Source organism: Pseudoalteromonas sp. SG41-1, from assembly GCF_014164575.1.
Classification (GTDB): Bacteria; Pseudomonadota; Gammaproteobacteria; order Enterobacterales; family Alteromonadaceae; genus Pseudoalteromonas; species Pseudoalteromonas rhizosphaerae.
Genome location: NZ_JACJFL010000028.1, coordinates 16,783 through 31,437 on the forward strand (window position 1 = coordinate 16,783; position 14,655 = coordinate 31,437).

General features: G+C 40.5%; 12 protein-coding genes. 6 read left to right on the top strand and 6 right to left on the bottom strand.

All coding sequences use genetic code 11. From position 1 onward, the window contains the following. Window positions 1-123: 123 nt before the first annotated feature. A complete protein-coding gene (locus H5203_RS14745; RefSeq protein ID WP_145238449.1) occupies window positions 124-2,154 on the top strand; it encodes a methyl-accepting chemotaxis protein in 2,031 nt (676 codons plus the stop codon). A 110-nt stretch (window positions 2,155-2,264) separates the two neighbouring features. Continuing rightward, the gene (gene hemN / locus H5203_RS14750; protein WP_145238446.1) at window positions 2,265-3,638 is read left to right on the top strand and encodes an oxygen-independent coproporphyrinogen III oxidase; all 1,374 of its coding nucleotides are present in this window, start codon (window positions 2,265-2,267) and stop codon (window positions 3,636-3,638) included. A gap of 61 nt (window positions 3,639-3,699) precedes the next feature. Here hemN and H5203_RS14755 read toward each other — a convergent pair whose 3' ends face one another. The 3 genes from H5203_RS14755 to H5203_RS14765 form a co-directional block, all read right to left on the bottom strand. Continuing rightward, on the bottom strand, window positions 3,700-4,212 hold the full coding sequence (locus H5203_RS14755; RefSeq protein WP_220493612.1) for a DUF2489 domain-containing protein: 513 nt from the start codon (window positions 4,210-4,212) through the stop codon (window positions 3,700-3,702). Further along, on the bottom strand, window positions 4,212-4,796 hold the full coding sequence (yihI, locus tag H5203_RS14760) for a Der GTPase-activating protein YihI (RefSeq protein ID WP_145238440.1): 585 nt from the start codon (window positions 4,794-4,796) through the stop codon (window positions 4,212-4,214). Before yihI ends, H5203_RS14755 begins: the two co-directional genes overlap by 1 nt. A 756-nt stretch (window positions 4,797-5,552) precedes the next feature. Next, complete coding sequence (locus H5203_RS14765) at window positions 5,553-6,185, bottom strand: cytochrome c (protein WP_145238437.1); 633 nt, start codon at window positions 6,183-6,185, stop codon at window positions 5,553-5,555. A 295-nt stretch (window positions 6,186-6,480) separates the two neighbouring features. Between H5203_RS14765 and yihA the strand changes: the two genes are divergently transcribed. Further along, window positions 6,481-7,143, top strand: a complete 663-nt coding sequence (gene yihA / locus H5203_RS14770; RefSeq protein WP_145238434.1) for a ribosome biogenesis GTP-binding protein YihA/YsxC — start codon at window positions 6,481-6,483, stop codon at window positions 7,141-7,143. Here yihA and H5203_RS14775 read toward each other — a convergent pair whose 3' ends face one another. Together H5203_RS14775 and H5203_RS14780 are read right to left on the bottom strand one after the other, a co-directional pair. After that, on the bottom strand, window positions 7,144-7,665 hold the full coding sequence (locus H5203_RS14775) for a DUF1285 domain-containing protein (RefSeq protein ID WP_145238431.1): 522 nt from the start codon (window positions 7,663-7,665) through the stop codon (window positions 7,144-7,146). Beyond that, a complete protein-coding gene (locus H5203_RS14780; RefSeq protein ID WP_145238428.1) occupies window positions 7,665-8,252 on the bottom strand; it encodes a YceI family protein in 588 nt (195 codons plus the stop codon). Before H5203_RS14780 ends, H5203_RS14775 begins: the two co-directional genes overlap by 1 nt. A gap of 437 nt (window positions 8,253-8,689) precedes the next feature. Here H5203_RS14780 and H5203_RS14785 point away from each other — a divergent pair, with 437 nt between their 5' ends. Further along, window positions 8,690-9,610, top strand: a complete 921-nt coding sequence (locus H5203_RS14785) for a triacylglycerol lipase (protein WP_145238425.1) — start codon at window positions 8,690-8,692, stop codon at window positions 9,608-9,610. A gap of 3 nt (window positions 9,611-9,613) precedes the next feature. Continuing rightward, a complete protein-coding gene (locus H5203_RS14790) occupies window positions 9,614-10,423 on the top strand; it encodes a lipase secretion chaperone (protein WP_145238422.1) in 810 nt (269 codons plus the stop codon). A gap of 136 nt (window positions 10,424-10,559) precedes the next feature. Here H5203_RS14790 and polA read toward each other — a convergent pair whose 3' ends face one another. Further along, on the bottom strand, window positions 10,560-13,295 hold the full coding sequence (polA, locus tag H5203_RS14795; protein ID WP_182819914.1) for a DNA polymerase I: 2,736 nt from the start codon (window positions 13,293-13,295) through the stop codon (window positions 10,560-10,562). A 567-nt stretch (window positions 13,296-13,862) separates the two neighbouring features. Here polA and elbB point away from each other — a divergent pair. Then, window positions 13,863-14,513 carry an isoprenoid biosynthesis glyoxalase ElbB gene (gene elbB / locus H5203_RS14800; protein ID WP_182735055.1) on the top strand — a complete coding sequence of 217 codons (651 nt, stop codon included), beginning with the start codon at window positions 13,863-13,865 and terminating at the stop codon, window positions 14,511-14,513. The last annotated feature ends 142 nt before the right edge of the window (window positions 14,514-14,655 follow it).

Below are 14,655 nucleotides of genomic sequence, written 5' to 3' on the forward strand. Positions count from 1 at the left end.
ACATCACCCTTACAATTAAATAGAAATTTGTTCACTTCTCTCATCGCACACAATAGCGATTAAGATAAAGATATGATTAGATAAGAGTGCTTACTCTACTAAATAATAAGAATGTGTGCACTTATGTTACGAAATCTATCATTACGAAAAAAAATCCTGTTATTAATTGGTGGCACTATCAGTGTGCTGTTACTTATTGCCTCGGCTTACTTTGTGAACCATATCGCCGCCTTGTCTCGTCAAAGTATTGAACGTGAAGCATACAGCTACTTACAAAGCGAACAGCTGTCAATGCAGAGCTATTTTGCTCAATATGGCAAAGTTGTAGAAACTTTTGTGAATAATCCTCATCTCGTTAACTGGTTTGACGCATGGGATAAACGCGACCAAACACTCCAAGGCGCGCCAGGCTACGAAGAAGTAAATCAAGACTTTATACGCATTAGTGGCAATGATGAAAATATTCTCTCGGCATTTTTTGCCTCCGCCAAAACCGGTGAATATTTTAAAGAGCATGAACGTACTACCCACTATAATGGCCAGCCGTATTACGCTTATAAACGTGGTTGGTGGCAAGATGCATTAAAAATTAACCGTTTATATGTCGGGCCCATTTCAGTTGATTTAACCACAGGTAATGCCTCTGCGGTTGTGCAACAGCCTGTTTATAATAAGCAACGCGAACTAATTGGTTTTGGTGGCGTCGATTTACAACTGAATAAAATCAATAAAATGGTCGAAGATATTCGTTTTAACGGTCAAGGTTTTGGCTTTTTACTCGATGGCGACCAAAAAGTGGTGCATTTATCAAAACGTACCAACCATAAACTTTCAATCACCGATGAAGGTCCTAACGGTAAAGAGGGGTTAGAAGTACTTGAAAAACAATTTAGCGACACGCAAGGCTTCAGTTCGCTCAACCAGCAAATGAAAAATAACGTCGCTGGTGATGCCAAGGTAACCTTACAAGGACAAGAGTACTTTGTGGTTTATAACCGCTTACAATTAGAGCATCCTTATCTAAACTGGTACGTGGGTATTTTAGTGCCACGCACTATGATTGATGAGCCAGTAAATGACGCGGTCATGACCACCACCAGCTCGGTCATTATTATTTTATTAATCATCATGGCAATGATTTTGTGGGCTACAAAAATGATCTCACAGCCGATCATCACCTTGACCCATATCATGCGCGATATTGCTTCTGGGGATGGCGATTTAACCCAAAAAATTACTATTGATAGCAAAGATGAAGTTGGCCAGTTAGCTCATCATATGAATACCTTTATTGATAAGTTGCACGTTATGATGCTTAATACCGCAGCACAGGCTGAACAACTTACCGATGCGGCGGCACAATTAAAATCGGTTTCGCAACAAACTAATGACGAAATTCAACAAGAAAAACAGCAGGTTGATAGTGTTAGCGCTGCAGTAACCGAAATGGCGACCACGGTTATGGAGATCTCGCGTAATGCACAACACACCAACAATGCAGCTGAGGAAGTCCAACAAATCACCGCAGATGGCGCCACTCGCTCGCAAAATGCACAAAGCGTGATGACCGCCTTAGCTGACCATATTGGCGAAGCTGCTAAAGTGGTCGCAGGCCTAGAGCAAGAAAGTGGTAACATCGGCGCCGTAGTTGATGTGATCAATTCCATTGCAGAGCAAACCAATTTGCTGGCGCTGAACGCTGCAATTGAAGCCGCCCGTGCTGGTGAGCAAGGCCGTGGCTTTGCGGTCGTTGCCGATGAAGTTCGCTCGTTGGCCAGTCGCACACAAGAGTCAACTGATGATATTCGCAACATGATCTCACGCTTACAGCAAATTGCACAGCAAGCTTCAACTATGATGCAACAAGGACAAGAGCGCGCGCAAAGCTCGGTTACACAAACTCAAGAAGTACTAGATGCATTGCAAAACATTGCTGACTCAGTGACTAAAGTACAAGATCAAAGTCATCACATTGCCACCTCAACCGAGCAACAAACGGTGGTTGCCGAAGATATAAATAATAGTTTAGCGGCAATTAATCACTTAGTGAACAGCACTGCAGATCATGCCCTTGAGCTTGCTGATGAAGCCAGAGACCTTAACGAGCTTGCCAGCTTACTAAATAAAACCGTTAATCAGTTTAAGCTTAAGTAAGCCAATATTGATAAGCAAAAGAGTGCTTCGGCACTCTTTTTTGTTGTAGATCAATATTCCCTCGACGCATCCTTTTTATACTAACGAAAATGATATAAAAGGTGCGCGTGATGATTAATTTACCCAAATGGGATCAAAGCTTAATAAATAAGTACAATGTGTCTGGACCAAGATACACCTCCTACCCCACAGCATTGTCGTTTAATGATGGCTATCAACAACAAGACTTGATCAGTGCAATTAACTCATCAAACAGTCGCAGCTTATCTTTATATATCCACATTCCGTTTTGCAGTCAGCTTTGCTATTACTGTGGCTGTAATAAAGTAATAACCCGCCATCAATCAAAAGCTGACTTATACCTAGATTATCTTGAAAAAGAAATCATCGCTCAAGCGCTGCTATTTGATAGCTATCAAGTACAGCAACTGCATTTAGGCGGTGGCACGCCCACTTTTTTAACAACCAGCCAAATGAGCCGTTTAATCGCGCTACTTGAGCTGCACTTTAAGTTTGCTCCCGATGCGGAGCGTGGCATTGAAATAGACCCTCGCTCACTGGCAACTGACATGCTCAGCCACTTGCGTAGCCTTGGCTTTAACCGTGTATCATTTGGCATTCAAGACTTTAATGATGATGTACAGCTTGCCGTTAACCGTCCACAAAGTGCTGATGCAGTAAAAAGTTTGATTGGTGAAGCGCGTGAACTCGGCTTCAAATCAATCAATGCAGATATGATTTATGGCTTACCACTGCAAACCCCTGAGAGCTTTAAAGAGACTATTGAGCAATTAATTGCCCTTAGTCCTGATCGTGTATCGGTATTTAATTACGCGCACTTACCGGATCGCTTTGCCGCTCAGCGAAAAATTAAGGATGCAGATTTACCTAGCGCTCACGATAAGCTCACCATGTTTAAGAATACCTTAGAACAAATGAGTAACGCAGGTTATCAGTTTATTGGTATGGATCACTTTGCAAAAACCAGTAATGAGTTAGCTATTGCACAAAATAGTCAGCAATTACATCGTAATTTTCAAGGCTACACCACTCATGGTGACTGTGATTTACTGGGTTTAGGGGTGTCATCAATTTCACAAATTGGCACTGCTATTTTGCAAAATCAAAAAGAGTTAAAGCATTACTATCACGCGATTGATAATCAGCTTGGCAGTGCTATCAGCAAAGGTATGAAACTTGATAATGATGACGTTATTCGCGCTGATGTGATAAAACAGCTTATTTGCCACTTTGAACTGAATATGCAAAGTATTGCTAATAGCTATCAACTCGACTTTAAAGATTACTTTGCCAGCTCACTGCAAGCTCTTGAGCCGCTAATAGCAGATGGCATGGTAACTATCAATGCAGACTTAATAACCGTCACAGCACGCGGCAATTTGTTTATTCGTATCATTTGTATGTGTTTTGATGCTCATTTACAAAAACAGATTAACGCGACTCGGTTCTCTCGGGTAATTTAATCTGAGTGCACAAGCATAAAAAAAGCAGACCGAGGTCTGCTTTTTTATTGATACTATAAAATTAGTTAAACACCACGTTTTCGCTACCAGGGGCTGCTTTAAACTCTTCAATGATTTTCTCACAGTCAGCTTTAATTTGCTCTGCATGAGTTTCTTCAGCACGCCAGCGAGCGCTGTCTTGTTTAAATATTTCTTTTTTCGAATATTTTTTACGAGCGTCATGAGTTGGCATTTCTTTTACCACTTCATACATCGCAAATATGCCTGGATAACGCCCTGGAAGGTCTTCGTCATCCGTAAAGCTGTATTGCGACATTAGCACCCAAATACGCAAACTCCCTTCTGAGAACTCACATTGCTCTTGGTGCATAGCACGGGCGATTAAATGAATGCTGTCTGCGAGCTTGGCATTTCGCTCTAAGCGTGACTTAGCTAACTTAGCTTGCTGCTTTACCTGCTCTTTCGCGATCAGTTTTTTTTGCGCACTGAGTTTATACAGTAATTGGCCAGCATAAAATGCCAGCCCCGCAATGATCACAGCGCCAACACTCAGAGCCAAGATCATTATGTTCATTATTTATCGTCCTCGTCATCTAACCATTCATTGGCTAAATCATTCGACAAGTAATGATCAAAGTCACTATTAGCTTCTTCGCTAAACTCTTCATCATCAAAATCGTCAGCTTCGTCTTCAATACCAAGCAATTCACATAACACTTGATGACGTGCAATACGGCTGTTGAAGTATTTAGCATCTTTACCTGTTAATAACTGGCCACTTTCATGTAACTCAACCAGCTTCAATAAGCGCTCATCATTTTCTAGCGCTTCTAATTCTTGCTCTGGTGAAAGTTCAGGCTGAACTACTTTTTTCAGTTCAACTTGTGGCTTCAAGTTACGTTTAAGCTCAATAACTGGTTCAGCTGCAACGGCAATTAAAGGGATTGGTTTTTTACTACCAACACGTTTATCTTTATGTTGCTGATTACTATTACTCTCAGGCTGTAAAGCGTCTATCGAATTACGTGAACCTGGCTTTGCACCTTTGGTCTTTTTAACGCGTTGTTCTTTCAATGCACGCATTTCTTTAAGCTTATCTTTGCTTAAACGAACAGGACCGTTAGACGGGATTTTACGTGACTTTTTAGTTCTACTCATATCTTGATCATCTCACTTAAGAGGTTTTGAGCAACGCGCATTTTAGCGTTGCGATGCTGGCCTTGCCAGAAGAATTCGGTTTGTGCGGATTGAGGTTGGGTAACTCGACTACTTGCGCACTTTCTATACATTTAAGTATAAACAATGGCTATTGTAACAGGACAAATAAAAAGGCGGTAGAGAAAACATCTCTACCGCCTGCTAATCTGAGCGCCATTTAACTGGACACTTCTCCCTTCGACTTTTTAGTCTTTATTATTGTTATTATTTTTGTTGTTCCATGTTGTTATTATTTTTACCTTCCGTGTAACATTCCATTTTGTTTTTATTTTAAACTTCCGTGAGATTTTATTATTCTCGGTCTTCATTGACTCTTTTTTAATATTCCTTCGGTGACATCAACCGATGTCTTATCCCCGATAATCACGTCACACTACTTTCCGTGTAGTTTAGTCCATTTTGTTCTTATTGTTTCAGCGACAGGGGTTAATTTACGCATTAATAATTTTGTTACAACTAATTTATATAATTTTTCTTACGCAATACAAATTGCAACATAACCAAAACATTAAATTACAATGAGTTATAATAAAAACAAAAATAAAAATAGGATTTGGCTTACAGCAGGATATGGTCAATGTCTTACAAGGAAAGAGGTAATATCGACAAAACAAAAAATACAAAAAAAGCAGCCTGAGCTGCTTTTTGTAACCACTATAGATTTTAGGATTAATAATAAAATTAATCTATACTACTTTAGTGTAGTCCACCTAAGTACTTAGAAAGCACTTCGATATCTTTGTCAGTTAGCTTTTTGGCAATATCTTGCATCATGCCATTTAAATCATTATGACGCACACCATCACGGAATTTCTCAAGCTGTGACTTGATGTATTCTGGATGTTGAAAAGAAATTTTTGGAAACTTAGCTAATGATGAGCCATTACCACGTGGACCATGACATGCTGCGCATGCTGGAATACCACGTTCTGCGTCACCTGCTTTATAAAGCATGGCGCCAACGTCAACGATATCTTTAGGTGTCTCACCTTCAGACATGTTAAGTGACGAAAAATAAGCAGCCAAATCTTTCATGTCTTGATCGTTCAATGGCATTGCCATCGCGCTCATGACTGGATCCATACGACCCTCTTTACCGCCTGAAGTCATACCTAACTTCAATTCAGTAAGTTGCTTATAAATATAATCCGCGTGTTGGCCTGCAAGTTTTGGGTAGATATTAACCGGCGCATTACCGTCTGGGCCGTGACAAGCCGCACACGTTGCTGATTTTTCTTTACCTGCGTTTACATCGCCATCAAATGCTGTTGCGTTGCTTGCTGACAACGCACCAAGCAATATAGTTAAAGATAGTGCTATTTTTTTCATGGTGAATTCTCTGTTTCCGACCCTGTATCATCTACAATATGGATGTTGTGATTTATATATTCTACACGATAATAAATTCTCTGGCACGTTTTCTACTCATATTAAACTTATAAATTATAGGGTTTTGACCTAGATTAAGCTTTGACCATATCATTTTAGTTGATTTTAGGCTGTTATCTTAGTCCAAATGCGCTTTTTAATAGTGTAGTAATAGTATAAAATGCGCCCCTTAAGTGAACTTTAATTAAGTAAAGTTTACTCGCTGTAATACTTAATTAAGTTTCTAGGAGAGCCTGTGCTCAAATCTCGTATCAAATATAACACTGCATCGTTCGTTACCAGCGCTCCAGATATCACTAAATTGCCTGCTGATACGGGAATTGAAGTTGCCTTTGCTGGCCGCTCCAACGCCGGTAAGTCTAGCGCCCTAAATGCATTAACTGACCAAAAGCTGGCACGTACTAGTAAAACCCCTGGCCGTACGCAACTGATCAACACATTTGAATTAGCCGATGTTGATGATATGCGTCTAATCGATTTACCTGGCTATGGTTTTGCTAAGGTACCGATCGAAATGAAAAAGAAATGGCAAAAGTCATTAGGTGAATACCTGCAAAAACGTCAAAGTTTAAAAGGTATCGTGATCTTAATGGATATTCGTCATCCTCTTAAAGATTTAGACCGCGATTTAATTAATTGGGCAATTGGTAGTGAAATTCCAGTATTGGCACTATTAACTAAAGCCGACAAACTAAAGCAAGGTGCACGTAAAGCACAGGTGCTGCAAGTTCGTCGCGAGTTAAGCAGCTTAGAAGGTGATATTACCGTTCACGCGTTTTCATCTTTAAAAGGCACAGGATTACCTGAAGTTGCTAAGAAGTTAGATGAATGGTTCCTAGGGCCAATTGTTGCAATACCACCTACTGATGTTGAACAAACGCCTGAATCAGATGCTTAATCACACGTTTAAGTAAAAACGCTGACCCGCAGATTGAATGAAATAGCCTTGCTTATCAGCTTGTGCTATTTCTGCCCACTGATAAAACACACTTCTTGATACCCGAGCACTACAGCCATACGGTAACTGTAAATACGGCACATCATTGCCCTGATAATCTTGTACTACTAAAGGTTGTTCGCAGGTTACTAGCCAAGTTCGCTGTAAATTATCCACACAACATAACACTTGCCCTTGCTCTGTCATTTCAAAGCGCCAATTTACGATTATAAAGGGAGCATCATGGACAGTAATAGCTATTTTTTCGATTGGTGTTTTTAAGTAAAAAGTATCCTGCTCTTTGCAAAGAACTGAGGCAAACAGCTTAACCATAGCGATACGAGTAATTTTACTGCCACCGTATAACCACTCACCTTGCTGATTGATGATAATTGGCAGCTCGCCACAATGCTGCGGCTGCCATTGAGAAAATGGCTTGCTTGGCTGCTCAAGTGCAGTGGCAAGCTCATTCAAAGAGTGCATTATTTAAGCTTGTTCATCGTTAATGAAAAACTAACAGGTACTGCCGTTGCTATCGATGGTAAACCTGCTAACTTTTGCAATTGCATAATGCCATCAATGACAGCAAAGTCTGCGCCATTAATGATAATTGGGCTCATTGATGAAACGCTGATATCCCCTTGCGATGACAAGTTGGCTATAACATCCAGTGTAATCTCTTTCTTAGCACCATGAAAATCAAGTTCAGCACTAATACCTTTAAATACATGTTGGCCAGGCTTAAGCGCTTTTAATTGCGTGCTTAAATTAGCTGTTATGGTTGCGGTTGGAAACTTCGCTGTTTCAAATAACAACTTGGTCATGCGTTCATTACGGATAGGGATCATCGTTTCAACTGAGCTCAGATCAATATCAACTGAGAAAGAGCCATCTTCAGCTAAACTACCTGACACATTTTTGAAGTGATGCACTTCAGCAATACTATTTGACTTAATAGACACAAAACTTACTTTGCTTTGATCATTGTTAACCTGCCAATCAGCACAGGCAACACCAGAGACTAATAGGCTTGATAACGAAAGACCTAATATCGCAATTGATTTAACCATCACGCATTCCTTTCAAAATGAAAATGAGATTCAATGGTATCACTTGTTCTATGAAGTGCAATCAATAGCATAATAAATAACAGAGACAAAAAAACGACCCAACAAATTAATGCTGGGCCGGTATAGCAAACTGGGGAGAAGCTATCAATACGAGCACCCTTTCGAGTGCATCATCAACAGGATGTCCTACAGGATGAGGACGACGCGGACTTTACCAAACTAACCATGATAAATAAACTAAATACAGGTACTAACTAGTCGAATTGATAAACATATAACTAATACTACAAATTGCATGTTAATTTAACTTAATATTAACATTGAATTTCAGCTCAAAATTTGCTCTATTAACTAATTAGAACAAAAACTCCACACACTTTGTCTGTAAACAGCAGTTCAAAGCGTGATCAAACACACACAATAAAAGAGCACTGATCATGAAAAAAATAACCACTCTATACTTATGCTGCCTGCTATTTATCTTCAGTAATAGCGCTAATGCAGGCTATACCCAAACTAAATACCCAATTGTATTAGCACATGGCTTGATGGGTTTTGACGATGTATTAGGTGTCGATTATTTTTATCGGGTACCAGCAAGCCTCAGTCGTGATGGCGCACAGGTTTTCGTCACGGCCGTATCCTCGCTGAATAATTCTGAACAACGAGGCGAGCAGTTACTACAGCAAGTTGAACAGATTATTGCGCTAACTGGTACAACAAAAGTAAATCTCATTGGTCATAGTCAAGGTGCGCAAAGTATTCGCTATGTTGCCTCACTACGCCCCGACTTAGTTGCCTCAGCGACCAGTGTTGGCGGTGTTAATTTTGGTAGCCCTGTTGCTGATGTGGTGCGCCAAGGACTGACTCCTGGATCTAAGCTAGAAGGTATAGCTAAAACAGCCTTTGATGCATTTGGCGGGTTAATCGCATTACTCTCTGGCAATAGTCAGTTACCACAAGATGCGCTTGGTGCACTGGAGAGCTTAACCACTGAGGGCGCCCTGGCCTTTAATCAAAAATATCCAGAAGGCCTACCTGCTGAGCAATGCCAGCAAGGACCTATGTATGCCAGTAATGGCGTATATTACTTTTCTTGGAGTGGTACTCGAACTTTAACAAATATATTTGACCCATCAGATGCAGCACTGGCGATCACTGCAATACTGATCCCAGGCGATGACGATGGCTTAGTCTCTCGTTGTAGTAGCCATTTAGGTTATGTATTAAAAGATAATTACCGCATGAATCACCTTGATGAAGTGAATCAACTGATTGGCTTTCATCATTTATTTGCAACCGATCCACTGACAGTCTACCGTCAACATGCTAATCGCTTGAAAAAATTAGGCTTATAAACAATGAAGCAGTTGCTCATTTTAGTGTTAGTGATATCTATCACTAGCACAGCTATGATTTTTTTACTCAGCGACGATAAGCTTACAAGTGCAACGCCACCACATGTCGATCAACCGATGGCAATCGATAGCATTTTTGAACACGTTATTTTAGCTAGCCAAGAGTCCGGTGAGTTTAGTGCTTCGCAGGCTCTAAAACAGTGCGAAAAGTTAGCTGCATGCGAAATCAATAGTGAGCTATTTAATCGCTACCTCAGCTTTAAAATAGCGCTGGCAGAGCTGCAGCAACAACTCGCTCATTTGCCGCTAAGCGAACAATTAATTGCAATGATCGCTTTTCAACAACGCTACTTCAATGCAGCTGAAATCACTCTTTTATTTAACGATGATAATGAGTGGCAGCACTATACAATTGCCAAGCTTGAAATTAATCAGAACAACCATATTAGTGATGAATTAAAGCAACAATTGTTATCTAATTTAGAGGGCGAGCAACCTGAGCGTATTACCCAGGCACTTAAACCTAGTAACGATCTAAAAGCTTTAAACACTGAGCTAAAAGATGCCCTGCAACAACAAGACTACAATCAACTGGCAGCGGAATTTGGCGATGCTGCGGCAACAAGGTTAATCGCTCTAGAGCAGCAGCGCCAGCAATGGCAAACATTGAGTGAGCAACTCAAACAACAAATTAAACAGTTAAAACAACACTATGAGCCACAACAAGCAGAGCAAAAAATTACCCAGCTACTTGATGAGCATTTAACCACAAATCAAAAGCGACGGTTTTTAGTGTTATATCCATTGCATTAAATGAGTGACCTACTATGGCGTTAAGAAAGTAGCCGAATGGCCACCTTTTAAAAAACTGACTACCCTATTCACAGACATAAAAAAGCGCGGCTTCACTCAATGCAGCCGCGCTTATATGATTTAAAAAGCTCAGTGATTAATGGGCTTGTTGCCAATTATCTCCGCTATCAGCTTCAACCACTAATGGCACATCTAATTTCGCAGCATCAGACATTAACTGGCAAATTTCTGCGGTGTATTGCTCAACACACTCAGTTTTGATTTCAAATACCAATTCATCGTGTACTTGCATCAGTAATTTAACCGTATTCGGTGCTTGTTCATACACCCATTTGTTGACTGTTAGCATGGCTTTTTTGATGATATCAGCAGCGGTGCCTTGCATTGGTGCATTAATCGCAGCACGTTCGGCTCCTTTACGGCGCGCGCCATTACGGGCGTTGATCTCTGGTAAATGTAAGCGCCGACCAAAAATAGTTTCAACATAGCCATTTTCGGCAGCTTTCTCACGGGTTGATTCCATGTACTCAAGCACACAAGGGAAACGTTCAAAATACTTATCAATGTAATGTTGCGCTTCATGGCGCGGTACATCAAGTTGACGTGCTAAACCAAATGCTGACATCCCATAAATTAAACCAAAGTTAACCGCTTTAGCTTTACGGCGCATATCCGTGGTTACATCTTCTAACTCAACACCAAACACTTCCGCAGCAGTTGCACTGTGTACATCAAGACCATTGGCAAACGCATTTAACAAGCCTTTATCTTGCGATAAGTGCGCCATGATACGTAGTTCGATTTGGCTGTAATCGGCAGCCACTATTCTATAGCCATCTGCAGCAATAAAAGCCTCACGAATACGGCGTCCTTCTTCTGAACGAATAGGAATATTTTGCAGATTAGGATCGCTTGAACTTAATCGGCCAGTTGCCGTTACCGCTTGATGGTAAGAAGTATGCACACGCTTCGTTTGCTCATTCACTATCAGTGGTAATTTATCAGTGTAGGTTGATTTAAGCTTAGATAAACCTCGGTGCTCAATAATAACTTTAGGCAGCGGGTAATCGTGAGCCAACTCTTGTAGTACTTCTTCAGCTGTAGAAGGTGCGCCTTTTGGCGTTTTTTTAATAACTGGCAGTTCAAGTTTTTCAAACAACAATACTTGCAATTGCTTTGGTGAGCTTAAGTTAAATGGTTCACCAGCAATCTCATGCGCTTCTTTTTCCAGCTCAATTAAACGCTCACCCAAACGCTGGCTGTGCGCGGCAAGCATTTTGCTATCAATCGCAACACCGGTACGCTCAATATCTGAAATAACGCTGACAAGCGGCATCTCTATATCTTCAAATACCGATTTAAGCTTTTCATCGGCTGCAAGTTTCGGCCATAATACTTGGTGTAAACGAAGCGTAATATCCGCATCTTCTGCGGCATAAGGTGCAGCTTTATCAAGTTCGATTTGATTAAATGTCAGCTGCTTTTTACCTTTACCAGCAATGTCTTCAAAACTGATATTTTTATGGCCTAAATATTTTAGCGCCAACGAGTCCATATCATGGCGAGTACCAACACTATTAAATACGTAAGATTCAAGCATAGTATCGAATTTAATACCCTTTAGCTCAAAACCGGCATTAGCCAATACACTCTTATCATATTTTAAATTTTGACCAACTTTAGCTTTGTTTTCATCAGCTAAAATTGGCCCGATCTTCGCCATCACCGTCTCTAAACTTAACTGTTCAGGCGCACCAGGATAATCATGGGCAACCGGTAAATACACGGCTTCGCCAGCTTTAACAGCAAAGCTCATCCCGACAAGTTTAGCTTGCATGTAATCAAGGCTGGTTGTTTCAGTATCAAAGGCAAATAGTTCAGCGGCATTTAATTGCTCGACTAAAGTATCTAATTGCTCTGTTGTCAGGATTGTTTCATAATGAGCATCAGCCACTTGCGGTAATTCATTCGCTTCACTAGGGACAGCCAAGTGAGTGTCTGCATCTTTTGGATTATCTAATAACTCAGCTAACCAGCGACGGAACTCACACTCGCCATACAAGGCAATCAGTTCATCGCGATTTGGCTCTTGCAATTTAAAGGTATCTAAGTCTGATTCAACTTCAACATCGCATTTAATGGTAGCCAGTTCATAACTTAGCGGTAAATGATCGACTGCGGCGGCAAGCTTTTCGCCGATCTTACCTTTGATCTCACCGGCATGATCAAGCACACCTTGTAATGATCCGTATTTTTGTAACCACTTAACCGCCGTTTTAGGGCCGCATCCATCGACACCTGGGATATTATCTACTTTATCGCCCATCAAAGCTAAGTAATCGATGATCAGTTCAGGACCAACGCCAAATTTTTCAACCACAGTGTCTGGATCAGAAATACTGTCGGTCATGGTATTGATCAAAGTGACATGCTCATTCACTAACTGAGCCATGTCTTTATCACCGGTTGAGATCAATACATGGCGCTGCTGCTCTGAAGCAATACGGGCGAATGTACCAATCACGTCATCAGCTTCAACACCCTCAATACTAATAAGCGGAAAACCCATCGCCCTAATAATATCGTGCAGTGGCGCTATTTGCGTACGCAAATCATCGGGCATTGGCGGGCGGTTGGCTTTGTACTCACTGTACATATCATTACGGAAAGTTTTACCTTTAGCATCAAAAACCACCACCATATGGCTTGGATCATACTGTTTGATCAGGCTTTTCATCATGTTAACAACGCCGTAAATAGCGCCTGTTGCTTCACCTTTTGAGTTAGTTAAATGCGGTGGTGAATGATATGCACGGAATAAGTAGGAAGAGCCATCGACTAAAATAAGTGGATTTTCAGGGATCTGAGCCATGATGTAATTGGATCCTAAATGAGAGAAAACGAAATATCTGTAAGCATGCCATAAGGGCACGCATAAAACGACTGTGAATTAAGCTTTGTTTAAACCGTTAAATAAGAGTAAGTTGTGGATAACTATGTAGATAACACCCACAAGCTATTCCTCCAAAGTAATTTAAAACTACTTAGAAACAAGTTAAGTGTATGTTTTGTTTTAAAAAGATAATACGAGGTTCTTTTTTTATTATTTTTATCACAATGTGGAAAAACATTTTATTGCTTTGCTTGATTGTGGCTTTTTACAACTAAAAAACGGTTAATTCATTCCTTATAAATAACCGGACGAGCATTCTACCACAATGGATCAAAGATCATAGCGATCCTTTATAATTTTTTCCTATTAGCCAACTTTAAAAAAAGCATATAGCGCGTTTTTGCTCTGCCTCGAGTGGATTGATCGAATAAAAATAATCTTTAACTCATCATTATTGATGATCACAAAATGATCTTAATAAGGCCATAACAGTCAGCAAAAGTCATGCTAAACTGACTTTATGAATAATAAATAAGGGCATAGTATATGAAAAAAATAGCTGTAATTTTAGCAGGTTGTGGAGTTTATGACGGTGCAGAAATCAACGAAGCCGTATTAACGTTATTACATATTGCCAAAGCCGGAGCAAGCTACCAGTGTTTTGCCCCTGATATTGAGCAATTGCACACGATCAATCACCTGAATGGGGAACAAATGACCCCTAACCGGAACGTATTAGTCGAAGCGGCACGCATTGCCCGTGGCGATATCAAAGCGTTAACACTGTTAGATGCTAATGACTTTGATGCTTTGATTGTGCCTGGTGGATTTGGCGCAGCTAAAAACCTGTGTGATTTTGCGATCAATGGTGCGCAAGCACAATTAAACCCTGAAATGCTCCGTGCTGCTAAAGCATTTGCGAATGCCAAAAAACCAGCAGGCTATATGTGCATTGCTCCAGCAATGATCCCATTGATCTACAGTGCTGGCGTAAAAACCACTATTGGTAATGATGTTGATACTGCTAACGCACTACAAAGTTTAGGCGCTCAACACATTGATTGTGCCGTAGATGATATCGTAATTGATGAGCAACATAAACTCGTAAGCACTCCAGCTTATATGTTAGCGCAGTCAATTTTAGATGCTGATGCAGGTATTGAAAAACTAGTCGCTGCGCTTTTGAAAATGAGCTAATTAGGTGCTACAAAAACCGCAAATCAGTCATTCTAAAGTAGGTGCTTTGTTGCGCTGACGCAAAAAATAGTGTTTTTTCATAAGAAAAATACATCGTAGCGTTTTATAAATTGCGGCTTAGCGTTATAATCGTTCTAAATTC

What these genes read in the sequence shown, in the direction of transcription:
- polA (WP_182819914.1), bottom strand. Translation starts at nt 13,295, where the DNA reads ATGGCTCAGATCCCTGAAAATCCACTTATTTTAGTCGATGGCTCTTCC.
- H5203_RS14780 (WP_145238428.1), bottom strand. Translation starts at nt 8,252, where the DNA reads ATGGTTAAATCAATTGCGATATTAGGTCTTTCGTTATCAAGCCTATTA.
- H5203_RS14775 (WP_145238431.1), bottom strand. Translation starts at nt 7,665, where the DNA reads ATGCACTCTTTGAATGAGCTTGCCACTGCACTTGAGCAGCCAAGCAAG.
- H5203_RS14745 (WP_145238449.1), top strand. Translation starts at nt 124, where the DNA reads ATGTTACGAAATCTATCATTACGAAAAAAAATCCTGTTATTAATTGGT.
- H5203_RS14785 (WP_145238425.1), top strand. Translation starts at nt 8,690, where the DNA reads ATGAAAAAAATAACCACTCTATACTTATGCTGCCTGCTATTTATCTTC.
- H5203_RS14765 (WP_145238437.1), bottom strand. Translation starts at nt 6,185, where the DNA reads ATGAAAAAAATAGCACTATCTTTAACTATATTGCTTGGTGCGTTGTCA.
- H5203_RS14790 (WP_145238422.1), top strand. Translation starts at nt 9,614, where the DNA reads ATGAAGCAGTTGCTCATTTTAGTGTTAGTGATATCTATCACTAGCACA.
- hemN (WP_145238446.1), top strand. Translation starts at nt 2,265, where the DNA reads ATGATTAATTTACCCAAATGGGATCAAAGCTTAATAAATAAGTACAAT.
- yihI (WP_145238440.1), bottom strand. Translation starts at nt 4,796, where the DNA reads ATGAGTAGAACTAAAAAGTCACGTAAAATCCCGTCTAACGGTCCTGTT.
- elbB (WP_182735055.1), top strand. Translation starts at nt 13,863, where the DNA reads ATGAAAAAAATAGCTGTAATTTTAGCAGGTTGTGGAGTTTATGACGGT.
- H5203_RS14755 (WP_220493612.1), bottom strand. Translation starts at nt 4,212, where the DNA reads ATGAACATAATGATCTTGGCTCTGAGTGTTGGCGCTGTGATCATTGCG.